The organism is Leisingera caerulea DSM 24564, from assembly GCF_000473325.1.
Classification (GTDB): domain Bacteria; phylum Pseudomonadota; class Alphaproteobacteria; order Rhodobacterales; family Rhodobacteraceae; genus Leisingera; species Leisingera caerulea.
The window spans coordinates 139,136-164,549 of record NZ_KI421514.1 but is presented as its reverse complement, the minus strand read 5'-3'; the positions used below and the strand labels follow the sequence as shown (position 1 = coordinate 164,549).

General features: G+C 64.0%; 27 protein-coding genes. 16 read left to right on the top strand and 11 right to left on the bottom strand.

All coding sequences use genetic code 11. The annotated features are described in order from the left end of the window. Positions 1 to 19: 19 nt before the first annotated feature. From CAER_RS0125330 to CAER_RS28550, 8 genes are all read right to left on the bottom strand, one after another. Complete coding sequence (locus CAER_RS0125330) at positions 20 to 1,381, bottom strand: tetratricopeptide repeat protein (RefSeq protein WP_027237985.1); 1,362 nt, start codon at positions 1,379 to 1,381, stop codon at positions 20 to 22. A gap of 261 nt (positions 1,382 to 1,642) precedes the next feature. Next, the gene (locus tag CAER_RS0125325; protein WP_027237984.1) at positions 1,643 to 2,842 is read right to left on the bottom strand and encodes a CaiB/BaiF CoA transferase family protein; all 1,200 of its coding nucleotides are present in this window, start codon (positions 2,840 to 2,842) and stop codon (positions 1,643 to 1,645) included. Then, positions 2,829 to 4,442: a thiamine pyrophosphate-binding protein gene (locus CAER_RS0125320; protein WP_027237983.1), complete on the bottom strand. Its 1,614-nt coding sequence runs from the start codon at positions 4,440 to 4,442 to the stop codon at positions 2,829 to 2,831. The genes CAER_RS0125325 and CAER_RS0125320 overlap by 14 nt, the downstream gene beginning before the upstream one ends. Before the next feature lie 144 nt (positions 4,443 to 4,586). Then, positions 4,587 to 5,057 carry a DUF302 domain-containing protein gene (locus CAER_RS0125315; RefSeq protein ID WP_027237982.1) on the bottom strand — a complete coding sequence of 157 codons (471 nt, stop codon included), beginning with the start codon at positions 5,055 to 5,057 and terminating at the stop codon, positions 4,587 to 4,589. Between the two features lie 154 nt (positions 5,058 to 5,211). Further along, on the bottom strand, positions 5,212 to 7,245 hold the full coding sequence (locus CAER_RS0125310; RefSeq protein WP_027237981.1) for a PhoX family protein: 2,034 nt from the start codon (positions 7,243 to 7,245) through the stop codon (positions 5,212 to 5,214). A gap of 160 nt (positions 7,246 to 7,405) precedes the next feature. Next, on the bottom strand, positions 7,406 to 8,464 hold the full coding sequence (locus CAER_RS0125305) for a YeeE/YedE family protein (RefSeq protein WP_027237980.1): 1,059 nt from the start codon (positions 8,462 to 8,464) through the stop codon (positions 7,406 to 7,408). A gap of 18 nt (positions 8,465 to 8,482) precedes the next feature. Then, complete coding sequence (locus CAER_RS28555; RefSeq protein WP_036798019.1) at positions 8,483 to 8,821, bottom strand: ArsR/SmtB family transcription factor; 339 nt, start codon at positions 8,819 to 8,821, stop codon at positions 8,483 to 8,485. Positions 8,822 to 8,881: 60 nt separating this feature from the next. Beyond that, positions 8,882 to 9,265 (bottom strand): hypothetical protein, encoded by a 384-nt coding sequence (locus CAER_RS28550; protein ID WP_084299658.1) that lies wholly within the window; start codon positions 9,263 to 9,265, stop codon positions 8,882 to 8,884. Between the two features lie 110 nt (positions 9,266 to 9,375). Here CAER_RS28550 and CAER_RS0125295 point away from each other — a divergent pair, with 110 nt between their 5' ends. The 9 genes from CAER_RS0125295 (at position 9,376) to CAER_RS0125255 (ending at position 17,414) form a co-directional block, all read left to right on the top strand. Further along, complete coding sequence (locus CAER_RS0125295; RefSeq protein ID WP_027237979.1) at positions 9,376 to 10,113, top strand: cytochrome c biogenesis CcdA family protein; 738 nt, start codon at positions 9,376 to 9,378, stop codon at positions 10,111 to 10,113. Positions 10,114 to 10,132: 19 nt separating this feature from the next. Next, positions 10,133 to 10,714, top strand: coding sequence for a thioredoxin family protein (locus CAER_RS0125290; protein ID WP_051357889.1), 582 nt, complete (start codon positions 10,133 to 10,135; stop codon positions 10,712 to 10,714). 127 nt (positions 10,715 to 10,841) lie between these two features. Then, the gene (gene soxX, locus CAER_RS0125285; protein ID WP_027237977.1) at positions 10,842 to 11,318 is read left to right on the top strand and encodes a sulfur oxidation c-type cytochrome SoxX; all 477 of its coding nucleotides are present in this window, start codon (positions 10,842 to 10,844) and stop codon (positions 11,316 to 11,318) included. A gap of 57 nt (positions 11,319 to 11,375) precedes the next feature. Further along, positions 11,376 to 11,792: a thiosulfate oxidation carrier protein SoxY gene (gene soxY / locus CAER_RS0125280; RefSeq protein WP_027237976.1), complete on the top strand. Its 417-nt coding sequence runs from the start codon at positions 11,376 to 11,378 to the stop codon at positions 11,790 to 11,792. A 44-nt stretch (positions 11,793 to 11,836) separates the two neighbouring features. Next, the gene (gene soxZ / locus CAER_RS0125275) at positions 11,837 to 12,166 is read left to right on the top strand and encodes a thiosulfate oxidation carrier complex protein SoxZ (RefSeq protein WP_027237975.1); all 330 of its coding nucleotides are present in this window, start codon (positions 11,837 to 11,839) and stop codon (positions 12,164 to 12,166) included. Between the two features lie 75 nt (positions 12,167 to 12,241). After that, the gene (gene soxA, locus CAER_RS0125270; protein ID WP_027237974.1) at positions 12,242 to 13,093 is read left to right on the top strand and encodes a sulfur oxidation c-type cytochrome SoxA; all 852 of its coding nucleotides are present in this window, start codon (positions 12,242 to 12,244) and stop codon (positions 13,091 to 13,093) included. A 99-nt stretch (positions 13,094 to 13,192) separates the two neighbouring features. Next, positions 13,193 to 14,890 (top strand): thiosulfohydrolase SoxB, encoded by a 1,698-nt coding sequence (gene soxB / locus CAER_RS0125265; protein WP_027237973.1) that lies wholly within the window; start codon positions 13,193 to 13,195, stop codon positions 14,888 to 14,890. A gap of 117 nt (positions 14,891 to 15,007) precedes the next feature. Further along, positions 15,008 to 16,279 carry a sulfite dehydrogenase gene (gene soxC, locus CAER_RS0125260; protein ID WP_027237972.1) on the top strand — a complete coding sequence of 424 codons (1,272 nt, stop codon included), beginning with the start codon at positions 15,008 to 15,010 and terminating at the stop codon, positions 16,277 to 16,279. A 130-nt stretch (positions 16,280 to 16,409) separates the two neighbouring features. Then, on the top strand, positions 16,410 to 17,414 hold the full coding sequence (locus CAER_RS0125255) for a c-type cytochrome (RefSeq protein ID WP_051357888.1): 1,005 nt from the start codon (positions 16,410 to 16,412) through the stop codon (positions 17,412 to 17,414). Between the two features lie 75 nt (positions 17,415 to 17,489). Here the strand turns inward: CAER_RS0125255 and CAER_RS28545 are convergent, their stop codons facing one another. Together CAER_RS28545 and CAER_RS0125245 are read right to left on the bottom strand one after the other, a co-directional pair. Further along, entirely contained in the window at positions 17,490 to 18,932 is a 1,443-nt protein-coding gene (locus tag CAER_RS28545; protein ID WP_051357887.1) for a hypothetical protein, read from the bottom strand. A 239-nt stretch (positions 18,933 to 19,171) separates the two neighbouring features. Next, on the bottom strand, positions 19,172 to 20,179 hold the full coding sequence (locus CAER_RS0125245; RefSeq protein WP_027237970.1) for a GlxA family transcriptional regulator: 1,008 nt from the start codon (positions 20,177 to 20,179) through the stop codon (positions 19,172 to 19,174). Positions 20,180 to 20,433: 254 nt separating this feature from the next. Between CAER_RS0125245 and CAER_RS0125240 the strand changes: the two genes are divergently transcribed. The 7 genes from CAER_RS0125240 to CAER_RS0125215 all read left to right on the top strand — a co-directional run bounded on the left by CAER_RS0125240 (position 20,434) and on the right by CAER_RS0125215 (position 24,773). Continuing rightward, the gene (locus CAER_RS0125240) at positions 20,434 to 21,066 is read left to right on the top strand and encodes an ATP-dependent Clp protease proteolytic subunit (RefSeq protein WP_027237969.1); all 633 of its coding nucleotides are present in this window, start codon (positions 20,434 to 20,436) and stop codon (positions 21,064 to 21,066) included. A gap of 149 nt (positions 21,067 to 21,215) precedes the next feature. Continuing rightward, positions 21,216 to 22,484: an ATP-dependent Clp protease ATP-binding subunit ClpX gene (gene clpX, locus CAER_RS0125235; RefSeq protein ID WP_027237968.1), complete on the top strand. Its 1,269-nt coding sequence runs from the start codon at positions 21,216 to 21,218 to the stop codon at positions 22,482 to 22,484. A 39-nt stretch (positions 22,485 to 22,523) separates the two neighbouring features. Next, on the top strand, positions 22,524 to 23,024 hold the full coding sequence (locus tag CAER_RS29935; RefSeq protein WP_154667861.1) for a hypothetical protein: 501 nt from the start codon (positions 22,524 to 22,526) through the stop codon (positions 23,022 to 23,024). A 23-nt stretch (positions 23,025 to 23,047) separates the two neighbouring features. Beyond that, positions 23,048 to 23,416: a RidA family protein gene (locus tag CAER_RS0125230; RefSeq protein WP_027237967.1), complete on the top strand. Its 369-nt coding sequence runs from the start codon at positions 23,048 to 23,050 to the stop codon at positions 23,414 to 23,416. 135 nt (positions 23,417 to 23,551) lie between these two features. Further along, positions 23,552 to 23,938 carry an NADH:ubiquinone oxidoreductase subunit NDUFA12 gene (locus CAER_RS0125225; RefSeq protein ID WP_027237966.1) on the top strand — a complete coding sequence of 129 codons (387 nt, stop codon included), beginning with the start codon at positions 23,552 to 23,554 and terminating at the stop codon, positions 23,936 to 23,938. A gap of 23 nt (positions 23,939 to 23,961) precedes the next feature. Beyond that, the gene (gene mlaD / locus CAER_RS0125220; protein WP_027237965.1) at positions 23,962 to 24,414 is read left to right on the top strand and encodes an outer membrane lipid asymmetry maintenance protein MlaD; all 453 of its coding nucleotides are present in this window, start codon (positions 23,962 to 23,964) and stop codon (positions 24,412 to 24,414) included. After that, the gene (locus CAER_RS0125215; RefSeq protein ID WP_027237964.1) at positions 24,411 to 24,773 is read left to right on the top strand and encodes a DUF2155 domain-containing protein; all 363 of its coding nucleotides are present in this window, start codon (positions 24,411 to 24,413) and stop codon (positions 24,771 to 24,773) included. Before mlaD ends, CAER_RS0125215 begins: the two co-directional genes overlap by 4 nt. Here CAER_RS0125215 and aat read toward each other — a convergent pair. Next, positions 24,737 to 25,369 (bottom strand): leucyl/phenylalanyl-tRNA--protein transferase, encoded by a 633-nt coding sequence (gene aat, locus CAER_RS0125210; protein ID WP_027237963.1) that lies wholly within the window; start codon positions 25,367 to 25,369, stop codon positions 24,737 to 24,739. The genes CAER_RS0125215 and aat overlap by 37 nt on opposite strands. Positions 25,370 to 25,414 lie beyond the last annotated feature (45 nt).

Below are 25,414 nucleotides of genomic sequence, written 5' to 3'. Positions count from 1 at the left end.
TTTCTGGTCCTTGAAGGTCTTACTCGGCAGGTACGCTTTTGGCGCCAGACTGGGTCCGCGCCTCGGCGATCAGGGTGCGGCGGGCCAGCGCGTAATTGTCCTCTGCGCCGCCCCGCTTGGCGCGGCGGTCTTCCAGGATTGCCTCGACCGCGTCAAGCTGGCCTGAGCGGATTCCCGCGTCTATGGTAATGCGTTCAAAAACATCGCGTTGCGCGTGGCTGCCGCCGGCCAGCTGCAGGGTGCCGCGGGCCGCGGACAAACGGGCAAAGGCGGCCTTGTAATTACCGTCTCCGAAGGCTTCGAGCCCGTCGGCAGCGGCGCAGCCGGGGTCCGCCATCCGTGCTCGCGCCTCGCTGCCGCCCTTCTCCGCGTCGGCGTGAATCCGCTGCACCAGGCGGTGGGCGTCTTCCTTGCGGTGGCCGGTCAGCGCCAGCAGGTAGTGCAGATCGGCAAAAATCAGGCTGCCGTCCTCAGTGCGGGCAGCGCAGAGATTCGCCAGCTCTTCCCAGCGGTTGCCGACATCAACGCCTTCCAGCTCCAGCCGCACCAGCAGCGAGGTGGCGTTGGATATGTCGCGGTAGTCGTCGGTCTTGTCCTTGCGGACCTCGGTGTCGTAAAGCGCAATCGCCTCGTCCATCTGGCCCAGGTCCAGATGCATCAGCGCCTTATGCCACCAGACGTGATAGCGGAAGTTGTTGCAATGCGCCCAGGCTTCCTCGCGGCCGTGCAGCCAGTCGAGGCCAGATTTGGCGTTGCCGGTCATGTCATGCACATGGGCCACGGCGTGCAGGCCCCAGGCGTCATCCGGCGCCATCCACAGGGCCTGGCGGCCGGCATTGGCGGCGCGCTCATACTCGCCGGTCTCCTCCAGCGCAAAGGCATGGCAGCCCAAGAGGTAGCCGCGGCCGGCATGGTCCGGCGCATAGGCCGGCAGCACCCGTTCGATCGAGGCACGCATGCCCGCGGGGTCGCCCATGATAAAGCGGATGCCGTGGCTGAGTTTCATCGCCAGTGTGTCCTGAGGGAAGACGGCCAGCACTTGTTCCATCCGCTGGATTGCCAGACTGGGGCGGCCGGCCAGCCAGTCTTCCAGCGCGTCGACGTATTTGCGCTCGCGCGGGAGGGCGCCCTCGTAACAGGCCTTGGCATCACGCAGCGCGGCGCGCGCCGTGGGCACCAGCTCAGAGCGTCCCAGCATCAAGAGCGACAGCCCCTTGATCGCATGGGCCAGGGCATATTCCGGCGCCGCCTTCAGCACTGCGCCCAGGTGATCAGCGGCCGCTGCAGCATGGGAAAGAACTCCCAGCTGCACGGAATTCCAATCCTGCTGTGCGGCGGCATCGGTCAGGCTGCTGTCTTGGCCGAAGATATCTTGCGTCATGAGAGTCCAATCATTGTTCTGATACGAGCGCGGTTTCCGTGTCCTGCTGAAGAGTAGATCATCGGAATGTTCCGGGCGAACCCTGCTCGCGGTTTGGTGATGGCCTGTGTGCGCCTGGATTGAAACTATGGCGGATGTGTAGGATTTCCCGGGAAATTTTGGCAAGACGGCGGATCAGGGCAGGCTGAAAACACCGCTGGTTTAGCGGTGAATTGCCGGAAACTGTAACACATGGCGGAAAGCCGCCGCATCACTGGGGGATCAGGACGGCTCAAACGGGTGTTTTGCGGTCAGAATCTCTTCGGTGCCTTCGCCGCAGACCGGCGGCGCGTGCCGGTATGTGACCGGCGTGCGGGAGAAATTCAGCGGGTTGCCCAGCAGCTTGACCGGGCCGGCCGCCGTTTCCATGCCAATGGCCATGTTGCGGGCTTCCACCTGATCGGTGGCAAACAGGGTTTCCAGGTCCTGCACCGGGCCGGCCGACACCTTGCGGGCCTCCATTGCGGCCAGCACATCCCCGGTGGTGTACCGCTGCACCGACGGGATCAGGACCGCGTTCAGCGCATCGCGGTTCTGCAGGCGGGCGGGGTTGGTGGCAAAGCGCGGATCCTCTGCCAGGCCCTCCAGCTTGAGGAACTCCATAAAGCGGCGGAACTGGCTGTCGTTGCCCACGGCCAGGATGACATGGCCGTCCGACGTTTCGTAAACCCCATAGGGCATGATGCTGGGATGTTCATTGCCGCGGCGCTTTGGGACTTGGCCGGTATTCAGATAGGCGACGCCTTCGTTGATCAGCCAGGCGATCTGGGCATCGACCAGCGCCAGGTCGATCTGCTGGCCCTCGCCGGTTTTATCGCGGTGGTGCAGCGCCGACAGAATCCCGATGCAGGCATACATGCCGCACATCACATCAGCGATGCCGACGCCGGCTTTCATCGGCTGGCCGCCGGGCTCGCCGGTCAGCGACATGATGCCGCCGAACCCCTGCGCCATGATGTCATAGCCGGGCTTGTGGCTGTTGGGGCCGGTCTGGCCGTAGCCGGAGATTGAGCAGTAGATCAGGCCCGGAAGGTCATCTTTGAGGCTGTTATAATCCAGCCCGTATTTCGCCAGCCCGCCGGGTTTGAAGTTCTCGATCAGGATATCTGCCTCTGCCGCCAGACGGCGGATGGCCTTTTGGCCGGCGGGCGTTGCGATATCAATGGAAACCGAGCGTTTGTTGCGGTTGGCGGCCATGAAATAGGCGGAGAGGTCGGATTGGTGCCCGTCCGCATCGGTCACATAGGGCGGTCCCCACTGGCGGGTGTCGTCGCCGCCTGTCTTGGGGTTTTCGACCTTGATCACCGTGGCGCCGAGATCGCCCAGCAGCTGGGTGCAGGTGGGGCCTGCCAGAATGCGGGAAAGGTCAAGAACCTTGACGCCGTTCAGCGCGCCGTGGGGGAGCATCTCAGATCCGGCCATCATAGCCTCCGCGTTCGATCACAGCCGAGATGACCGTGAACCTGTCTGATTTCATCGCGTCCTCAAGGGCGGCGCGCAGTTCGGCGCGGCTGGCAACCGTCACGCCGTTGCCGCCAAAGGCGCGGCCCATCGCGGCAAAGTCGTGCGCCGCGAAATCCACCCCGCCGCTGGCAAGCTGGCGCTGGCGCTGCTTGAGTTCGATCAGGGCGAGGCTGGCATCGGCGAAAACCACAAAGACCGGCGCAACGCCCAGCTCGGCTGCGGTCGAGAGTTCGCCCGCCACCATCAGGAACCCGGCATCCCCGGAGAAGCTGACCACGGGCCGCTCGGGCTGCGCCAGCTTCCGCCCGATTGCCATCGGCACCGCGCAGCCCATGGTGCACAGCGCCGAGGACTGGATCAGGCCGCGCGGCTCCTGGCAGTCCCACATCTGGCTCAGCAGAATGCGGTGGGCGCCGCTGTCGGCGGTGGCAAGAGTTTCTGGCGGCAGGACAGCACGGCATTCGGCGATGACGCCCGCAGGCCCCCAATTGTCATCCTGCGGGAAGGCGTCTGCCAGTTCGGCCTTGACCGCGGCGGGGCGGCCAGTGGGCCAGGTGCCGCGCGGTCCGGTGCCATCCGACAGCGCCGTAAGCGTGGGGGCAATCGCGGTCAGAAAGTTCAGCCCGGCCTGATGCATGTAGTGGGTGTTGGCCTCCGGCGCGATGTCGATTACGTTCTGGTTTTTCACGTCCCAGACGTTGCGCCACCCGGGGCGCATCTCGATCGGGTCGTAACCGATGGAGAGCACCAGATCGGCCTCCCGCACCAGGGGCAGCAGATGCTTGTCCGCCAGCGGCGAGAGGCCTGCCCCGCCAAGGCAGAGCGGGTGGTTCTCTGGGAGGATGCCCTTGGCCTTGTAGCTGGTGATGAAGGGGATCTGGTGTTTCTCAACAAAGCTTCGGATGGCAGGGCCTGCGTTTTCCTGCAGCGCGTCCAGCCCGATCACCGCCACCGGGCGCGTGGACGCGGCCAGCCAGGAACGCGCCTGCGCCAGCGCCTCACCGCTTGGCGCGGTTGCACTCGCAGGCGCGCGGCGGATGCCCCGGTCCCTGGCCGGCGCGTCTGCAACCGAGATCGGCACGTCGATATGCACCGGCCCGTTGCGCGGTTCGGTTGCGATGGCGACGGCCTTGTCTGCGATCAGATCCGCAGCCTCGGCGTCCAGCCGGAAGGTGGCCTTGGTGACCGGGGCAAAGACCGCGCGGTGGTCGAGCACCTGATGGGTATAGCTCTGCGCCTCTGCGGCGTCGACGCAGCCCGTGAGCACCAGCATCGGCACCCGGTCCTGGTGGGCATTGGCCACCACGTTGATGCCGTTCAGCGCGCCGGGACCAAGCGTGGCCACCAGAATGACCGGCGCGCCGTCCGTGTGATGCACGCCTTCGCCGATGAAGCCTGCGCAGTTCTCATGCTTGGCCAGGTGAAACGTGATCCCCGCCTTGGTCAGCGCATCCACCAGCGTCAGCACCTCGCCGCCGGGCATGCCGAAGGCGTGGCGGCAGCCAGCCTCGTAAAGGCGCCGGGCCAGAACATCGGCTGCGCGCAGGGTCTCTGTCATCTTGTGGGTCCAATCCGTTGAATTACCGCCAGATTGCCGAGCCTGCGCCCGCGCGCAAGCCCGTTCACGCCAGTGTGAGAAATGCTGCGGCGGAAATCGGCGCAACCAGCGGAGGGGCAGCTGAAGCGGGAAAGACGCCGGCGGCTATTTCTGCGCCCGTTCCGCAATCAGCGCAAAGCGGCGGTCGAGCTGGCCAGCAAGGGCCGCCAGCCCCGCGCCGCCTTCCTCCGCGTAAGGCGCAAAGACGTGGGTGGGCAGCTTATAGGACAGGGTGGCGCTGCCGTCTGCCTCCTCGGTCACATACATGCGCACCGGCGCCTCGATCATTGCAGCGGTGGAGAGTGCGAGGATCTTGACCGCGAAGTCATTGTTGAACAGGCCAATGACCCGGTTGCCGGGGATGGTGATGCCGCGGGCCGCTGCCGCCTGGGTGGGGCCTGCCTGGGTGACAACGCCCAGGCCCTCGGCCTTGGCGGCGGCTTTGACGTCGTCGATCAGCTGTGCATAGGGTTTGGAGGTTTCATGCACCGCCCAGCCGTCGCGCGGCGTGATGCTGCCGGCGCTGGCGGCAGAGGTTGCAAGGATGAGGGCGGCCGTCAGGCGTTTGGCATACATGGCAGGTCTCCACAGAGCTTTTTCCGGTTTTAGGGCACGGTGCGGGCTGGCGGTTTCACAATCGCGTGCATCCGGCGGCATCCGGTCCGGCAGGGCCGAAACCTGCACGCGCCCCGGATGGCGCGCGCTCCGCATCACAACGGCGGATTTCGGGTCAGCTGGCGATCTTGCCGCCGCCTTGGCGGGTCACCACCACCACTGAGGGGCGCGGCGGCATCTGCGGATCGAAATCCGGCCAGCGGGTGGCCGGGTCCTCAAAGGTCGAGGCGCGCCCGAAGCCTTTCAGGTCCTTGGTGCCGTCCGTGCCCGGATGCTGAACGGCCAGAAACAGCGTCTCGCCGTCCGGGGTGAAACAGGGCCCGCACAGCTCGGCGCCCACGGGGCAGCGGAAAAACAGTTTGGAATGGCCGCGCAAGCCGCCTTCGGTTTCCACCCCGTAGAGCCCGTCCGACTTGCCGGTCTTGCCCCATTTGCTTCCCTGGTCGGTGGCAACCCACAGCCGCCCGTCTGCGTCCATCGCGCTGTTGTCCGGGGAGCCGAACCAGCCGTGTTCCGAGGTCTCCGGGTGCCACTCTGCGCCCACGTCCGCAATGTCCGGATCGCCGCATTTCACCAGGATCGACCAGCGTCCGCTTGCCGCCGCATGGTCGCCGCCGTCCTCCTTGATTTCGACGATATGCCCGAACCGCGACTCCGGGCGCGGGTTGGCGGCATCAGTCTGGCTGGCCTTGCGCCTGGAGTTGTTGGTCAGCATCACATAGGCAGTGCCGTCGCCGCGGGGCGAGGCATCTTCGGGCCGGTCCATCGGCGTGGCCCCCAGCGCATCCGCCGCCAGCCGCGTGTCAATCAGCACATCCGCCTGGCTGGCAAAGCCGTTTTCGGCCGTCAGCGGACCCTGGCCATGCACCAGCGGCAGCCAGCGGCAGGTGCCGTCCGCCTCGAACCGGGCGACGTAGAGCGTGCCGTCGCTCAGCAGCCGGGCGTTGGCCGCGCGGTCCTCTGACACCACGCCGCCGGAGACGTATTTGTAGACATACTCAAAGCGCGCGTCGTCACCCATGTAGATCACCAGGCGGCCGTCCTTGGACAGGGTGGTCTCCGCGCCCTCATGGGCGAAACGGCCCAAAGCGGTGTGTTTCACCGGTTTCGACTGCGGGTCCATCGGGTCGACCTCAACAACCCAGCCGAAGCGGTTGGCTTCGTTGGGTTCTTTGTCGATATTGAAGCGGGTGTGGTACTTGCCCCAGGCGTACCACATGCCGGGCACGCCATAGCGGGCCATTTGCGCCGCCTCCGGCTGGACGGAAAGGTCCGGTTCGCCTTCGAAGTCCAGTCTGTCCGTCCAGAAATAACCGTGAAAGTTCTCCTCGGCCATCAGCCAGGTGCCCCAGGGGGTCATGCCGCCGGCGCAGTTGTTGAGCGTGCCGGTGACCTCAAGGCCGCCGGGGTCGGCGCTGGTCTGCATCCTGGGGTGGCCTGCGGCGGGACCGTCGAGGGTCATCGCGGTGGTCAGCGGCGAGATGCGGCGGTTCAGCTTGCCGTCGCGCACTACCGCCCACTTGCCATCAGCGTTGCGGGCGATCTCGACAACCGTGCCGCCATGCGCCGCCATCTCAATATCGGCCAGCGCGCGGGTCATTCCGGCAAACTCCGCCTTGTCCTGGCGGCCAAGGCCCGGGAACATGACCTCCTCGTTGGTGTATTCGTGGTTCACGCACAGCAGGCCGCGGCTGCCTTCCGCGTTCAGAGGCACAAAGCCGACGTAGTCGTTGTTGTATCCGAACTGCTGCAGCTGGGCGTCCGCCGTCTGGTTCATCACGTCGAAGTCCGGGGCGTCCGCAAAGATCGGATCGCCCCAGCGCAGCAGGATGTCCGCGTCATAGCCCTGGGCCACATGGTGGCTTTCGTCATTGCCCCAGTGCAGCTCGTCAAAGGCATAGCGGCTTTGGGCACCGGGGGCTGCGGCACGACCCTGGCGCGGAGGAGTGAGGGCTGAGGCGCCGAACAGGGCGGTGGCGGCGGCAGTGCCCAGCATTCCCTTCAGGGCCGCGCGGCGGCCATAGCGGGCGGCGATCACATCGCCGATGGTGCGGCTGGGGGCCGGGTTGGCGGGAATGTCGTCCGAGGCCTCAAAAGCCTCCGCCTTGTTGCCGATGTGCGGGTCTCTGACGATCTGCTTGCGGGTCATGGCGGTCTCCGGGCTGTCCATAAACGTCAATGCGGGGCTGGCTCACCCGGATATCTTAGGAATGGCTTGTAACGCACATGTAATCGTTAATGAAAATTAACCAAGACCTCCGGTCCGCGCGGCCGGCCGGGGCCCTGGGCTGTCCCTGCGGGGCAGCAGATTATTCTGCCGGGCGGAAGCCCTCGATCAGCTGGCGCAGCCCGAAGGCGGCGCCGGCAAAGATCGCCAGCATGGTGACCGGAGCAGAGACCGCCAGCAGCGAAAACGCGCTGAGGCCCTGGCCGACGGTGCAGCCCATCGCAATCACCGCGCCTGCGCCCATGATGGCGGCGCCGATGATCTGGCGGCGCAGCTCGCGCGGGTCCTCGCAGGCTTCCCAGCGGAAATGGCCCTTGATCAACGAGCCGATGAAGGCACCGGTCCAGACCCCGGCGATGGAACCGACGGCAAAGGACAGGGGGCGCAGCGAGCCGGTCATGGTCCACAGGATTGTTTCACCCAAGGGGGCCGAGAAGGAGTGGGACACCACTGGCAGCGCCTCGAACCCATGTGTGTTGACATACGTGGACCCGGCCCAGCCGGAGGTCACGGCCAGCCCCACAACCGCGGACCAGAACAGCGCCTGCCTGTCGCGGCGCAGTTCGGAATTGGCAAGGGAGAGCAGAAGGATCAGCAGGCCCGCCCCGGTGCCGGTTGCGGCCAGCGGCAGCCCGCTCCAGGCGGCGGCATAATGGGCGAGTCCCGGCGGGATCTCGTTGGTGACGTCCTGCTGGGCGAAGAAATAGTTGCGCACGGGGGCGAGGGGGCCAGCGAGGACGACATAGGTGGAGACCCCCATCACCAGCACGATCACAAAACTGCGCAGGTCGCCGCCGCCAAGCCGCGCGATGGCGCCATAGCCGCAGTTGCCGCTGAGCGCCATGCCGTAGCCGAACATCAGCCCGCCCAGGATCGAGGCCGCAGGCATCCAGCGGATCGACAGGTAAAAGGACTGGCCTGCATCTGCCAGACCCAGCCCGATCAGCGCAAAGCTGGAGGTGACGGCCACGCCGATGGCCACGCCCCACATCCGCATCCGCAGGGAGGAGCCGCCATAAAGCAGGTCTTCGATCGCCCCCAATGTGCAGAACCGGCCCAGCCGGGCGGCCAGCCCCAGAGCCACACCTCCCAGCAGCCCGATGCAGGCGGCCAGCTGGTGTTCTGTCAGGAGGTCAGGCATAAGGGGGTCATTCAGGCGTCAGCCTTGGTCCTTGCAGAAAAGGTCATAGACCACTTCCAGCATCCGGCGGGGTTTGTCGTCGGCCAGCCGGTAGTAGATCGCCTTGCCTTCCCGGCGGGGAATAACCAGCCCCTCCAGGCGCAGGCGGGAGAGCTGCTGGGAGACGGCGGCCTGGCGGGCGGAAAGAAGCTCCTCCAGCTCGGTCACGGATTTCTCGCCGGAGACCAGATGGCACAGGATCATCAGCCGGCCCTCGTGGCTGATCGCCTTTAGGAAGTTGGACGCCTTGGTCGCGTTTTCGACCATCTTGTCCATCTCTTCCGGGTCCATGTCGGCGGTAAACTGTGGTAGTGCCATGTGCCGTCTCCTGAGCGGCACCGCAGTGCCGCACTTGTCTGTTTTTCCCCATCAGGGCGGTCAGCTGCCGCCCTTGGAGTTCGTATTATCAACAAACCCTGTATGGGCGCTTAGCAAATCTGCAAGCAAAGGCCAAAAAAAATCTTCGCCGGGGTAGCCTTCGAGCCGGGCGCGCTCCTCGCCGTCCTCGACCACCAGGAACGTGGGGGTGAACATGACCCGGCGGGCGAGCTTCAGGTCATCGGGCAGGGCGCGCAGGTCCACCCGGCGCAGGGGAGCGTGTTCGCCCTCAGCCGTTTTGGGGTAGATCGGGGCGATCTCCGCGTTCCAGCGGGCGCACCACTCACAGCCCGGCTGTTCGACCATCACCAGTTCCGCCGCCCAGGCGGGCAGCGTCGCAAGGGCCATGGCTGCGGCTGCAGCCAATTGCCGGAAAGAGCGCATGGGTGTCATTCCATCTGTTGACCGAACGGTGAGAAACAACATAATTCGAATATGTGAATGACACAAGCCGGGCCCGGATAACGTTCGCGTGGGGCCTCTCTGGGGGTGCGATGCTTGAAATTACCCTGTTCGGCGCCTTGATCGCAGGTTTGCTGAGCTTTTTCACCCCCTGCATTTTGCCGATGGTGCCGTTTTACCTGTCCTATATGGGCGGGCTGTCGATGGCGGAGCTGCGCGGCGATGGCGCGATTGCTGCGGGCGCGCAGCGGCGGCTGCTGGTGTCGGCGGTCTGTTTTGCCGCCGGGGTCACCACGGTGTTCATGCTGATGGGCATGGGGGCGACTGCGCTGGGGCAGCTGTTCGGGCAGTATCTGGAAGTTTTGTCCTACGGCGCGGCCGCGCTGTTGCTGCTGTTCGGACTGCATTTTCTGGGTGTTGTGAAGATCCCGCTGCTGTACCGCGAGGCGCGGATGGAGAGTTCTGCGGAGCCCTCCACCGTGCTGGGCGCCTATCTGATGGGACTGGCGTTCGGGTTCGGCTGGACGCCTTGCGTCGGGCCGGCGCTGGCGTCGATCCTGATGATTGCCTCCGGCATGGGCGAGGTCTGGCGGGGCGGGGTGCTGCTGCTGGTCTACGGGCTGGGCATGACGGCGCCCTTTGTGGTTGCAGCGCTGTTTGCCAAGCCGTTCCTGGGCTGGGTCGCGCGCCACCGCAGCGCCTTTGCCTGGGTGGAGAAGGGCATGGGCGCAATGCTGGTGCTGTTTGCGGTGCTGATCGCCACCGGCGGCGTGCGGCTGATCGCGGAGGCAATGATCCGCTGGGTGCCGGGGTTCAGCGCGATCGGGTAAGTGAGGTTTGGAGGTCAACATGCTGAGAAGTATTGCGAAAGTGTTAATGGCCGCGGCTCTGGCGGGCCCGCTGGCCGCGGCGGAGCTGGGCGACGACGGGCTGCACAAGACGTCCTGGATGCGGGAGACCTTCAAGGACCTGCGCGAAGACCTGGAGGAGGCCAATGGCGAGGGCAAGCGGCTGGCGCTGATCTTTGAACAGCGCGGCTGCGTCTATTGCACCAAAATGCATGAGGAGATCTTTCCCCGCCCGGAAATCGGCCAGTACATCGAAGACAACTTTTTTGTCGTGCAGCTGAACCTTTACGGCGATGTGGAGGTGACTGATTTCGACGGCGAGACGCTGCCGGAAAAGGACATGGCGCGCAAATGGGGGGTGCTGTTCACACCGACGATTCTGTTCCTGCCGGAGGAAGTGGGCGAGGGTGCCACCGCGCCCGAGGCGGCAGTGGCGGCGATGCCGGGCGCGTTTGGCGCGGGAACCACGCTGGACATGTTTACATGGGTCAACGAAAAGCGGTATGCGCTTGATAACGGGGAAGATTTTCAGCGCTACCACGCGCGCCGCATCCAGGAGCGCAACAATGGGTCCACAGACTGACGTTTTGCGCACGATCTATAAAAATTCACAATAATGAATTTGTTGTTGCGTATCCGGGGCGCTGTGCCCTACGGTATGCAAAGCTAAGCAAGCCGCCCGGTAACAGCGGCAGCCAATGGGAGGAAACATGAAGCTTACATCTCTGACACTGGCGCTAAGCCTGGCCGGGACTGCGGCTTTGGCCGGGGAGGTTGCTCCGATGGCGGTGGAGTATGGCGAGTCGGGTGAGGTTGCCGCCTCGCTGACCGGCGTTGCCGGCGATGCGGCCAACGGGGCGATTGTTGCCGGCACCAAATCCAAGGGCAACTGCGTGGCCTGCCACCAGGTGACAGCCCTGGCGGATGTGCCGTTCCACGGCGAGATCGGCCCGTCGCTGGATGGCGCCGGCGACCGCTGGACCGAGGAAGAGCTGCGCGGCCTGATCGCCAATGCCAAGATGACATTCGAGGGCACGATGATGCCGGCCTTTTACAAGGTCGAGGGCTTCATCCGCCCGGGCGATGCCTATACCGGCGAGGCCGGGGCTGAGCCGCTGCCGCCGATCCTGACGGCGCAGGAGATCGAGGATGTGGTCGCGTTCCTCGCGACGCTGAAAGAAGAGTAAGGCGCGGGCGGGACCGTTCCGCGGCCTGCACCGATGTGAATTCAAAGGAGAGATATGATGGAGTTCTCACGCCGTGAGACCCTGGCGATGGGCCTGGGCGCTGCCGTGGTTACCGTGCTGCCGTTCCGCGTGACTGCGGCGGCGGATGACCGGATTGCCGCCTTTACCGGCGGTGCTGAAATGGCCGAAGGGGGCGTGACCCTGAACGCGCCGGAGATTGCCGAGAACGGCAACACTGTTCCGATTTCGGTCGAGGCGCCGGGCGCCACCGCGATCCTGGTGCTTGCCGCCGGCAACCCGGAACCGGGTGTGGCGACCTTCAACTTCGGCCCCGGTGCGGCGCAGCAGGCGGCCTCCACCCGGATCCGCCTGGCGGGCACCCAGGACGTGGTTGCGGTTGCCAAGCTGGCGGATGGCTCCTTTGCCAAGGCCAGCGCCACCGTCAAAGTCACCATCGGCGGCTGCGGCGGCTGAAGCCGCCCGCTCCCTGAACGGAATTCTTAAGGAGAGTTAAAGACATGGCATCCGGTGTTAAACCCCGCGTCAAGGTCCCGAAATCCGCTGCCGCCGGCGAGGCGGTCACCATCAAGACGCTGATCAGCCACAAGATGGAAAGCGGCCAGCGCAAGGATAAGGAAGGCAACCTGATCCCGCGCTCGATCATCAACCGCTTCACCTGCGAGTTCAACGGCACCATGGTGCTGGACGTCGCGATGGAGCCCGCGATCTCCACCAACCCGTACTTCGAATTCGACGCGACCGTGCCGGAAGCGGGCGAGTTCGTCTTCACCTGGTATGACGACGACGGCTCCGTCTACGACACAAAGAAGAAAATCGCCATCGGCTGATCCGTTCCGGATCTTCAGGCACGCGTCCTGTCCGGTGGGAACCGGGCAGGGCAGGCACCCAAGGGAGGAAAAGGAATGAACAAAAAGGCAATCACAGCCATTGCCGCTGTGCTGGCGCTGCCGATGGCGGCGGGCGCAGGCCCCGATGACGACAAGCTGGTGGTCAACGAGGAAATCGAGATGGTCACCAAAGCCGCGGCGCCCGCCCATGTGGCGGATGTGCTGGACGAGGTGATGTCGGGCTGGCACTTCCGCTCTGACGAGACACAAGCCCTGCAGATGGATGACTTTGAGAACCCGGCGATGGTGTTTGTCGATCAGGCGCAGGAAGCCTGGGACACTGCCGACGGCTCCGAAGGCAAATCCTGCGCATCGTGCCACGGCGATGTCGAGGAAAGCATGGCAGGCGTGCGCGCGGTCTATCCCAAGTGGAACCAAGAGGCAGGCGAGGTCCGCACCCTGAACATGCAGATCAACGATTGCCGCGAAAACCAGATGGGCGCCGAGAAGTGGAAATACTCCGGCGGCGACATGGCCGCGATGGAGGCGCTGATCTCTGTCCAGTCCCGCGGGATGCCGGTGAACGTGGCCATCGACGGCCCGGTCCAGTCCACCTGGGAAAAGGGCAAGGAGATGTATTACACGCGCACCGGCCAGCTGGAGCTGTCCTGCGCGAACTGCCATGAGGACAATTATGGCAACATGATCCGCGCCGATCACCTGAGCCAGGGCCAGATCAACGGCTTCCCGGTGTACCGTCTGAAAAACACCAAGCTGAACACCGCCCACGCGCGCTTCAAGGGCTGCGTGCGCGACACCCGGGCTGAGACCTATAAGCCAGGTTCCGCGGAGTTCGTTGCACTGGAACTCTATGTCGCCTCGCGCGGCAACGGCCTGTCGGTCGAAGCGCCCTCCGTCCGTAACTGATCTTTGCGCCCCGCGCCTGTTTCCAGGTGCGGGGCGTATCTCTTTCAAAACATTCATTCACGTGAATATATCGCGTGAACATACAGGATACCGGTACTCATGATCTCGCGCCGCGATTTTCTGCAGGTTTCCATGGCCGCCTCGGCCATGGTGGGGGCGTCAGGCTTTGGCAATTGGGCGCGGCTGGCTGCGCAGCAGCGCCTGAGCCAGGACCAGCTGCTGGAGTTTGACACCTATGGCAACATCAGCCTGATCCATGTGACCGATATTCACGGCCAGCTGAAACCGATCTATTTCCGGGAGCCTTCGGTCAATCTGGGGGTTGGAGAGAACAAGGGCCATGTGCCCCACATCACCGGCGCCGACTTCCGCAAGGTGTACGGCATCACTGACGGCAGCCCTTCGGCCTATGCGCTGACCTACAATGATTTCTCTGCGCTGGCCAAGGCCTATGGCCGCGTTGGCGGGATGGACCGGGTGGCGACCATCATCAACGCCATCCGCGCCGACCGCCCCGATGCGCTGCTGCTTGACGGCGGCGACACCTGGCACGGCTCCTATACCTGCCATCACACCCAGGGCCAGGACATGGTCAACGTGATGAACGCGCTGAAGCCGGATGCGATGACGTTCCACTGGGAGTTCACGCTGGGCAGCGACAGGGTGAATGAGATCGTCGAAAACCTGCCCTTTGCCGCGCTTGGCCAGAACATTTTTGACGCCGAATGGGACGAGCCGGCGGAGCTGTTCAAGCCTTATAAGTTCTTTGAGCGCGGCGGCGCCAAGGTGGCAGTGATCGGTCAGGCCTTCCCCTATATGCCGATTGCCAACCCGGGCTGGATGTTCCCGGAGTATTCGTTCGGCATCCGCGATGAGCATATGCAGGCCATGGTGGACGAGGTCCGCGCGGCAGGCGCCGATGTCGTGGTGGTGCTGAGCCACAACGGCTTTGACGTGGACAAGAAGATGGCCGGCAAGGTGCAGGGCATCGACGTGATCCTGTCCGGCCACACCCACGACGCCCTGCCGGAGCCGGTGCTGGCGGGCAAGACCCATATCATCGCGTCCGGTTCCAACGGCAAGTTTGTCTCCCGCGTGGATCTGGATGTGCGCGACGGCCAGCTGATGGGGCTGCGGCACAAGCTGATCCCGGTGTTCTCGGACGTGATCGCGCCGGACCCGGCGGTGGCGCAGCTGATCGAAGCGGAACGCGCCCCCTTCAAGGCGCAGCTGGAGGAGGTGATCGGCCAGACCGATACGCTGCTGTACCGGCGAGGCAACTTCAACGGCACTTGGGACGACCTGATCTGCGACGCGCTGCTGAGCGAGCGGGAGGCGGATATCGCCATGTCGCCCGGCGTGCGCTGGGGGCCGTCGCTGGTGCCGGGGGATGACATCACCCGCGAGGACATCTGGAACGTGACCTCGATGTCTTACGGGGAGGCCTACCGGAGCGAAATGACCGGCGAGTTCATCAAGGTGATCCTGGAGGACGTGGCCGACAACATCTTCAATCCCGATCCCTATTACCAGCAGGGCGGCGACATGGTGCGGATCGGCGGCATGGGCTACCGCATCGACATCACCAAGCCGCAGGGCGAGCGGATCAGTGAAATGACGCTGCTGAAAACCGGCGAGGCGATCGACCCGGCAAAGTCCTATGTGGTGGCGGGCTGGGCCAGCGTGAACGAGGGCACCGAGGGGCCGATGATCTGGGATGTGGTCGAGGATCACATCCGCAAGCTTGGCACCGTGACCCTGGACCCGAACAACTCTGTGCAGGTGGCGGGCGCGTAATCAGCGCCCGCCCCGGCAGGGGCAGATCACCCCCGCCGTGGCGGCGGGCACAGCGAAAAAATTTTGCGCAGTTGAATTCACGAACGTGAATTTATCTATGTAAGGAGGCAAAGAGATATGAGTGACGACGCCAAGAGTCTGGCGCCCTCGCGCCGCCAGTTCCTGACCGGGGCGGCGGCGGCCGGAGCAGGGGCGGTGGCGGCCGGGGCGGCCAAGGCGGCCGCACCCGATCCGCTGATTACCGAAGTGCAGGACTGGGCCAGCGGTCTGGGCGAGGGGGTGGATGCCACGCCCTACGGCTTGCCGATCAAATACGAAAGCGACGTGGTGCGCCGCAACGTGGAGTGGCTGACGGCGGACACCATCAGCTCAATCAACTTCACGCCGATCCACGCCCTGGACGGCACGATCACGCCGCAGGGCTGCGCGTTTGAGCGGCATCATTCCGGCGCGATTGAGCTGCGCAAGGAAGATTACCGGCTGATGATCAACGGTCTGGTCGATACGCCGCTGGTCTTCACTTACGAGGATCTGGAGCGCTTCCCGCGCGAGAACCGGGTCTATTTCTGCGAATGCGCGGCAAACTCCGGCATGGAGTGGGCCGGCGCGCAGCTGAACGGCGCGCAGTTCACCCACGGCATGATCCACAACATGGAATATTCCGGCGTGTCCCTGCGGACGCTGCTTGAGGAAGCCGGCGTGAGCCCCGAGGGCAAATGGGTCTATGTGGAAGGCGCGGATGCGTCCTCCAACGGGCGCTCGATCCCGCTGGAGAAGGCGATGGACGATGTGCTGGTCGCCTTCAAGGCCAATGGCGAGGCGCTGCGCAAGGAGCATGGTTACCCGGTCCGGCTGGTGGTGCCGGGCTGGGAAGGAAACATGTGGATCAAATGGCTGCGCCGGGTCGAGGTGATGGACCAGCCGGTCGAAAGCCGCGAGGAGACCTCGAAATACACCGACACGCTGGCCAACGGCATCAGCCGCAAGTGGACCTGGGAGATGGATGCCAAGTCCGTTGTCACCAGCCCCAGCCCGCAGGCGCCCATCACTCATGGTGCAGGGCCGCTGGTGATCACCGGTCTGGCCTGGTCGGGCCGCGGCGCGATTACCGGGGTGGATGTGACGCTGGATGGCGGCAAGACCTGGACCGAGGCGCGGCTGGCGGCGCCGGGCACGGACAAGGCGCTGACCCGGTTCTACCTGGATATCAACTGGGACGGCTCCGAAATGCTGCTGCAAAGCCGGGCCAAGGACTCCACCGGTTACGTCCAGCCCACCAAGGCGCAGCTGCGCGAGGTCCGGGGGCTGAATTCGATCTATCACAACAACGCCATCCAGACCTGGTGGGTCAAGGCAAACGGGGAGGCGGAAAATGTCGAGGTTTCTTGAAGTGTTGACGATACCCACTGAGGGCATCGCCCGAGCCTGGGTGGGTGCGAAAGCGCCCTCCCGTGGGGAGGGTCGGGCGCTGCCCGGCCTATCGGCTAGGCGGAACATTGTTGCAGCGGCTATTTTATCTATGGCGGTTGTCTCGCCCGTTGCCGCGGAAAAATTCGGCCTCGGCCGCCCGGCCTTGCCGGAGGAAATCGCGGCCTGGGACCTGGACGTGGCACCCGACGGCACCGGTCTGCCGACGGGCTCGGGCGATGTGTTCACCGGCGAGGAAGTCTTTGCCGAGAAATGCGCGGTCTGCCATGGCGACTTTGCCGAGGGCGTAGGCAATTGGCCCAAGCTGGCAGGCGGGCAGGGCACGCTGGACCATGAGGACCCGCTGAAGACAGTGGGCAGCTACTGGCCGTATCTGTCGACCACCTGGGATTACGTGAACCGGTCAATGCCTTTCGGCGATGCGCAGTCGCTGACGCCGGATGAGGTCTATGCCATCGTGGCTTATATCCTCTATTCCAACGATCTGGTGGATGATGAATTCGTTCTATCGGATGAGACCTTCAAACAGGTCGAGCTTCCGAATGCGGATGGTTTCATCCTGGATGACCGGCTAGACGCGGAGAAGCATTTCTGGAACCCGGAACCTTGCATGGAGAACTGCAAGGACAGCGTCGAGATCACCATGCGCGCCCTTGTGCTGGACGTGACGCCGGAAGAGGAGGGGGCCGAGGCTGCTGCCGAAGCTGCGCCAGTACAGGAGGCGGTGGCGGAAGAGGCGGTTGAAGAGCCCGTCGAAACTGCTGCGGTTCTGGATCCGGAGCTGGTGGCCAAGGGCGAGAAGACCTTCAAGAAGTGCAAGGCCTGCCACCAGGTGGGCGAGAACGCCAAGTCCAAGACCGGGCCGATCCTGAACGGCATCGTCGGCGCGCCTGCGGGCCATGCCGAAGGGTTCCGTTATTCCAAGGCGATGAAGGCCGCGGCGGAAGACGGGCTGGTCTGGGATGAAGCCGAGCTGGCGGCCTTTCTGGCCAAGCCCAAGAAGTACATGAAGGGCACCAAAATGTCCTTTGCCGGGCTGAAGAAGGACAGCGATATCGAGGCGGTGATTGCCTATCTGCAGTCCTATTCCCGGTAAGCAGCAGCTGGCAGAACCTTTTAAAGGGGCGCTGACGGCGCCCCTTTTTTGCTGGGCCGCCTGTGCGCAGTGGCATTACTGCTGCGGCGGAAACACCAGGACGCTGCTGTTCTGAAACCCTTCCAGCCGCGCTTGCGGTTGCGGCTCTGCTGCGGGGCTGCGCAGCTCTGGCGGCAGATGCGCGCAGGCTTCAGCAGCCGTTTCGCACAGGATAACCCGGCGCCCGGTCAACAGCTTCAGGCGGCTGGCCAGGCTGCTGGCGCGGTGGAGGCCTGCCTTGCGCGCGGACGGGTGATCCAGAATGCTGCCGGTGGCATAGACCGGCCCCGGCCCGGGCTGCGCCGCGATGGCGCTGGCCATCTGCCGGGTGTCGTGCTGCCAGTCGCGGAAGCGGGTGAACTGCACCGCGGTCTGCACCAGGTAGCTGAGTGCAACCAGCAGCACCGCATTGCGCGCCAGCCGCCCGGGCAGGCCGGGGTTGCGGCTAAGCTCCTGCGCGGCCCGCACGATCAGCACCGCATAGATAATCCAGGTGAAATGAAAGGCCCGCACAGGGATCGTCACGCCCAGTTTGAGCACCTGCAGCGTCATCAGCGCCATCCCGGCCCAAAGCGCGGTCCAGAGGTAGAGCGCCTCCAGCGGCTGGCGGCGCAGCAGCACGGCTGTGGCGGCAATCAGCAGGCACAAGTGAAACAGCAGAACCGGCGTCGACTGGAAGCTCAGCTTGCCGAGCAGGACCGAAAGCGTCTCCTGCAGCAGCGGCAGGTGCGACCACATCTCCGCAAGATCCTGCGCCGGGTCCGGGCTGCGGGCCGGATCCAATGGGATGCCAAAGACGCCATGCACCTGCCAGTTCAACGCATAGACGGCCAGAACCGCGCCAGCGAAACTCGCCCCGAACAGAGTTAGGAGCTTGGCCAGGTCCGGCAGCGAGCGTTTCTGCGTGCTGATCAGGCAGACCGCAAGCAGGATCAGCGGGAAGGTGGTATAGGCCGTGAAGGCGAGCAGCGTGAAAACCGGCAGCAGCAGGCGCAGGGCGCGCTGAGACAGCACCAGCGCCAGGCCGGCAAACAGTGCCAGCACCGCTAACCCCGGGATGAGGGTGCTGGACCAGGGCGCCATCAGAAACACCGGCGGCGCGGGCAGCAGGGTGAGAGCCAGAACCGCAGCGAACCACTTGCGGTTGCCGGGCGGGGTTGCTGCAGTTGCGATGGCGGCAGCGGTCAAGCCCCAAAGAACCTGGAACAGAATGAAGTTCAGCCAGGCCGGCGTAACCAGGCCGCGCAGGTGCCACAGGTAGTTGAGCCAGCGGCCTTCGGTCAGGGTTTTCTGCCAGAACCCTTCGGGTTGGGCCAGAAGGGCGGGGTAATCGTCGTAGCGGACAATCGGGTCCGCAATATTGCCGGCCGAAACGGCGAGCAGGACCGGGATTGCCACGGCGCTGGCCGCGAGGAAGGCAGGCAGGTTGCCGGCCGCGCGGGTGGCCTGCGGCAGATGGAGGTCCGGGGAAGGGCGCATGGAGTAAACCCGTTTGGTTATTAAATGCTTCCCTGGCCGCCAGCCGCAATGCAATTCAGCGCTGCAGACGTGCAGGGGGTTGAAAAATGATTGTCCAAATCAGCCCGTCACCGGTGCGGCCCGGGCGCGGGCGCAGTGAAACAGCTGCGCGGGCAATTTTCAAGGTCCGGGGCTGAACACCTGACGGCCGGACCCAAGCGCCCGGCCGGCGCGGCGGCCTGTGCGGGGCGTGCCGGGTGTCAGCTCCAGCCTTTGCGGAAGAAATGCGGGGAGGCGCCGAACTTGCGCTTGAACTGGCGCGAGAAATGGGTGGCGGAGTTGAAGCCGGAGGCGAGCGCGATTTCGGTGACGCTCATCGAGGTTTCGTTCATCAGCGCGAATGCATGGCTCAGGCGCATGTCGAAATAAACATGCATCGGGCTTTGGTTCAGATAGCGCGAGAACAGCCGCTCCAGCTGGCGGCGGGAGATGTCGAGCCGGTCGCACAGCTCGCCGATCGAGAGCGGCTCCTCGATCGATTCCTGCATCAGCTGCAGCGCGTTCAGCAGGCGCTGGTTGCGGCTGCCGATGGCCACCGCATAGTTCGACTTCTGCGGTGCCGCCTGGCCGCCGGAGCGCACGTGCAGGCACATGTCGGCGACGATGATCGCCAGCTGCTTGCCGTGGCGCTCCTCGATCAGGTGCAGCATCATGTCGGTTGCGGCATTACCGCCGCCGCAGGTCATCAGAGATCCGGAGATCTCAAAAATATTGGGGGAGGGCTCCAGGTTCGGGTAGCTCTCCAGAAAGCCCGGCTGGTTTTCCCAGTGCAGGGTGAACTTGTGATTCTTGATCAGCCCGGCTTGGGCCAGCGCAAAGGCACCGGTGCAGATGCCGCCGATGGAGCGGCCAAAGCGGCTTTCGCGGCGCAGCCAGTTCAGGGTGGCTTCGCTGGCGGTGCTGTGAGGCTCGACGCCCGCGCATACAAAGCCCAGCGAATCCGAGGGCAGCGGCTGCAGCGGGATATCCGGCGTCACCACCATGCCGTTGGAACAGCGCACCGGTTGGCCGTCCTCTGTCATGATGTACCAGCGGTAAAGCCGCGTGCCGGTCACCTGATTGGCAATGCGCAGGGGTTCGATGGCCGCGGCCACCGGCAGCATCGTCGCCTTGGGCAGCAGCAGGAAATAGAAATCCTGCGGCTCGCCCTCGAACGGGATGGCGAGATTGGCGGCGGCGCCTTTCTGAACGAAACTGTCATCGGCCATGGCGGGACCCCAGCGCGGCACCCGGTCAGCATGGCGGCCGGGCGGAATTCGGACTTGATTTTGCTACCTAAGGCGCTGCCGCAGGCCGCAGCCCGAGAATAGCGACAGCGTTCCTGCGGATTGCGACACCACAAGCAGGTTTGCGGCAGCGTAAAATGCCCGCCGCCCCTTGCAGGTCAAATGGGGCGATACTAAGACTCGGGTAACACACTGTCGGGTATGGTGCCGGACATAAACAACGCAGGCAGGTCGAAATGATTGATCCCAGAGAAACATACATGAACACCCTGGTCCCGATGGTGGTTGAGCAGACCAGCCGGGGCGAGCGGGCCTACGACATTTTTTCCCGCCTGCTGAAGGAACGGATCATTTTTGTGAACGGTCCGGTGCACGACGGCATGAGCTCGCTGATCGTGGCGCAGCTGCTGCACCTTGAGGCGGAAAACCCGTCCAAGGAAATCTCGATGTACATCAACTCGCCGGGCGGCGTTGTGACTTCCGGCCTGTCGATCTATGACACCATGCAGTACATCAAGCCCAAGGTTTCCACCCTGGTGATCGGCCAGGCGGCCTCGATGGGGTCGCTGCTGCTGACTGCTGGCGAAAAGGGTATGCGCTTCTCGCTGCCGAACAGCCGCGTGATGGTGCACCAGCCCTCCGGCGGCTTCCAGGGCCAGGCTACCGACATCATGATCCACGCCGAGGAAACCCTGAAGCTGAAGAAGCGCCTGAACGAGATCTACGTCAGGCACACCGGCCAGGATTACGACACGGTCGTCAACGCGCTGGAGCGCGACAACTTCATGTCGCCGGAAGAGGCCAAGGAGTTCGGCCTGATCGACGAGATCGTTGAAAACAGAGCCAAAGGCGATGACGAGCAGGCCTGACGCCTGCGCTTGTGATCAGCGGTGCGCCCCGCGAATGACTTGGGGCGCACTTTCACATTGTGGCGGCCTAAGCAGTGGCTTAAGCTGGCAGAAAGTTGAATTGCCCCGCAGCGCGGGCGCAGCGGTCCGGGCGGACTGAAAGGTAGACCATGGCAACGAATTCAGGCGGCGACAGCAAAAACACCCTCTACTGCAGCTTCTGCGGCAAGAGCCAGCATGAAGTGCGCAAGCTGATCGCAGGCCCCACCGTATTCATTTGCGATGAATGCGTTGAACTGTGCATGGATATCATCCGTGAAGAGACCAAGGCATCCGGGCTGAAGGCCACCGACGGCGTGCCGTCGCCCAAGGACATCTGCCAGGTTCTGGATGATTACGTGATCGGCCAGGCCACCGCCAAGCGGGTGCTGTCGGTTGCGGTGCACAACCATTACAAGCGTCTGAACCACGCCCAGAAGGCGGGGTCGGACATCGAACTGGCGAAGTCGAACATCCTGCTGATCGGCCCCACCGGCTGCGGCAAAACCCTGCTGGCGCAGACGCTGGCGCGGATCCTGGATGTGCCCTTTACCATGGCAGATGCCACCACGCTGACCGAGGCAGGTTATGTGGGCGAGGATGTCGAAAACATCATCCTCAAGCTTTTGCAGGCGTCGGAGTACAACGTCGAGCGCGCACAGCGCGGCATCGTCTATATTGACGAGGTCGACAAGATCACCCGTAAGTCTGAGAACCCCTCGATCACCCGCGACGTGTCGGGCGAGGGCGTGCAGCAGGCGCTTTTGAAGCTGATGGAAGGCACTGTTGCTTCTGTTCCGCCGCAGGGCGGGCGCAAGCACCCGCAGCAGGAATTCCTGCAGGTGGACACCACCAACATCCTGTTCATCTGCGGCGGCGCCTTTGCCGGCCTCGACAGGATCATCGCGCAGCGCGGCAAGGGCTCGGCGATGGGTTTCGGCGCCGATGTGCGTGACAATGATGAGCGCGGCGTGGGCGAAATCTTCCAGGACCTGGAGCCGGAAGACCTGCTGAAATTCGGTCTGATCCCGGAATTTGTCGGCCGCCTGCCGGTTCTGGCGACGCTGGAGGACCTGGACGAGGACGCGCTGGTCACCATCCTGACGCAGCCGAAGAACGCCCTGGTCAAGCAGTACCAGCGCCTGTTCGAACTGGAAGACACTGAGCTGGACTTTACTGACGAGGCGCTGAAGGCGATCGCCCGCAAGGCAATCGAACGCAAGACCGGCGCCCGCGGCCTGCGCTCGATCATGGAGGACATCCTGCTGGATACCATGTTCGACCTGCCCGGCATGGAGAGCGTGACCAAGGTTGTTGTGAACGAGGAGGCGGTCACCTCGGACGCGCAGCCGCTGATGATCCATGCAGATGCCGAGAAAGAGCCAGCTTCGGCGGGCTGAGCTTGAACTATGTGGGCTGTGTTTGCAGTCTTGAAAGGAATGGCCAATGTCGGATTGACATTGGCCTTCCTCGTTTTTGTCGGGTGGTGGGTTTTCGTTGGGTATATGGACAAGCTCAGGCGAGAAGAAGACCCCGTTTATGCAACTGAACTGTTTGAAGACCTTTTGCCTGTGGAGCAGGTTCTTGAAACCCGGAAATGGCATGCTAAGGGAGCTGCGCCATGGGACTGCACGTACGCAATTGCACGTCTCAAAACTAAGCTACCGACTGAACCTCCAACGCGACCTTGGCGGAATGACCTTGGCTGGCAGTACGAGTTTGGCGGTAGCTGGCAAAAGACACCTGCACCGCCATTGGGCGAGAACACTCGTGATTCAGTGCAGTTCTGCTCCAAATATTGGCCTGCAGAGCTAACGAGAGAGCTGCAGGCTGCGCTTTATACTCACGGTGCCTGGTACTCGCGTGACAGGGTCGGAGAAACTCTGTTTATCTTCGCGCCGCATAGAAGGCTTGCTGCCCGAATACGTTTTGGAGATTAAAACGCGATGCGAAAGGAAATTAGATGACAATCAAGCGGATTTCCTCCGGCGGTGAGTTCGAGGCCAAAGTCGGCTATTGCCGCGCCGTCGTGGCGGGCGGTTTTGTGCATGTGGCCGGAACGGTCGGGCAGGGCGAGGATGTGGTGGCACAGTGCCGGTCGGCGCTGGACACCATCGGTTCGGCGCTGGAGAAGGCAGGCGCCAGTTTCGCCGACGCGGTGCGGGTGACCTACTACCTGCCGGATGCCGCCGAGTTTGAGCCTTGCTGGCCGGTTCTGGCCGAAACCTTTGGCGCTAACCCGCCGGCGGCGACCATGATCGAGTGCAATCTGATTGACCCGAAGTTCCGCATCGAGATCGAGGTGACGGCGCTGGCCCCGGCGGAAAGCTGAGCCGGTTAACGGTCCTGAAACGGGGCTGAGGCAAAACTGCCGCTTCCCGCCGGGAGGCCGCCAGCGTGGGCGCAAGCCACTGGACCTTGGCGGGAAATTGGGCCATATCAAGGTCGGAAAACTCCGGAGGCACCCATGGGAATCCTGAACACTCTTCTGCGCGCTGTGACTTGGTGGAACGGCTCCACCCTGAACACCCGGATCTTCACCGCCCGCAAGGGCATCAAGGTGGGTGAGGATGACCAGGGCAATGTATTCTACCGCAATGCCGATGACAGCAAGCGTTGGGTGATGTTCAACGGCGAAGTGGAAGCGTCCCGCGTCAGCCCGGACTGGCACGGCTGGCTGCACCGCACCTTTGACGAAGTGCCGAGCGAGAAGCCGCTGAAGCACAAAGCCTGGGAAAAGCCGCACCAGGAAAACCTGACCGGCACCATGATGGCCTACGCGCCTGCGGGCTCTATCCGCGCCGGCGGCGAGCCCAAGGAGCGCCGCGATTATGAGGCCTGGGTGCCCGAATAAACATCTGCCAGAAGGCTGGTTTCATGTCTCACAATCCTACTGAAGTATTTGCCGGCGGTGTTGTGCTGGCCGCCGCGGTTGCGTTTGCCGTCTATGCCGGGCAGGCGGCGGGTCTGTCGCGGGCTGGCGCAAGCTATGGCCTGAGCGCGTCTTTCCGGTCGCTGGAAGGGGTCAGCGTCGGCACTGATGTGCGGCTGGCGGGCGTTAAGATCGGCACTGTGACCGGCGTTGACCTGAATCCCGAAACCTTCCGAGCCGACACCCGGTTTTCCGTGAAGGAAGGGATCGAAATTCCCGACGACAGCGCCGTCATCATCTCCTCCGAAGGGCTGCTGGGCGGCAATTTTGTTGAGATCATGCCCGGCGGCTCCCCATTTGCCTTTGAGCCGGGGGATGAGATCGAAGACACGCAGGGCGCGGTCAGCCTGATTTCGCTGCTGGTCAAATTCGTGGCAGGCGGCGGGGAAGAATCGTGAAGCGCCTGGCCGCTGCCCTGGCCGCTGCCCTGCTGGCCGTGCCCGCCTGGGGGCAGGAGCAGGCGGCGCAGGGGAGTGCCGCTGTTTTGCGGGCGCTGGACAAGGTCAACGGCCACAGCATGGATGCCGAGGTCGCCGTTGGCACCAGTGCGGAGATGTTCGGGCTGATGGTTTCCGTGTCGGAGTGCCGCTATCCGGCGGAGAACCCGACGGGGGATGCCTTTGCCTATCTCACCGTCCGCAATTCCAGCGACGGCGCGGTGCAGTTCGAAGGCTGGATGATCGCCTCCAGCCCGGCGCTGAGCGCGCTGGATCACAGCCGTTACGACGTTTGGGTCATCCGCTGCAGCAGCAACTGAGGCCCCGGCACGGCGGGTCGCGTGAAATCGGCATTCTTTGACAGGGCGTCGCGCAGCAGTGCCCGGTAGCGGGCGCGGCTGACCTCGATGCCGCCGAGCGACGCTAGATGCGGAGTCAGGAACTGGGTATCGCACAGGCTGTAGCCCGCCTGCACCAGGCGGTCGGTCAGATAAGCCAGCGCCACCTTGGAGGCGTCGCGGCGGCGTGAAAACATGCTCTCGCCGAAGAACGCGCCGCCCAGAGACACGCCATAGGTGCCGCCAGCCAGCTCTCCCTGATGCCAGACCTCCAGCGAATGGGCGTTGCCCATCGTGTGCAGTTCAAGGTAGCGGTCGCGGATTTCGGCGCTGATCCAGGTTTCTGCCCGGTCGGCACAGCCATCCACCACACCGGCAAAGTCGCGGTTCACGGTGATCTCAAAGCCGCCGTTGCGGATGCGCTTGGCCAGTGAGCGGGAGATGCGGAAGCCGTCCAGCGGCAGGATCCCGCGCCGTTTGGGGTCGACCCAGAACACGTCGGGATCATCGCGGTGTTCGGCCATCGGGAAAACACCGGCGGAATAGGCGTGCAGCAGGAGGTCCGCAGTCAAGCTCATGGTGCTGGCAGTATAACGGGAAAATGCAGGTAAAAGTAAAACGGG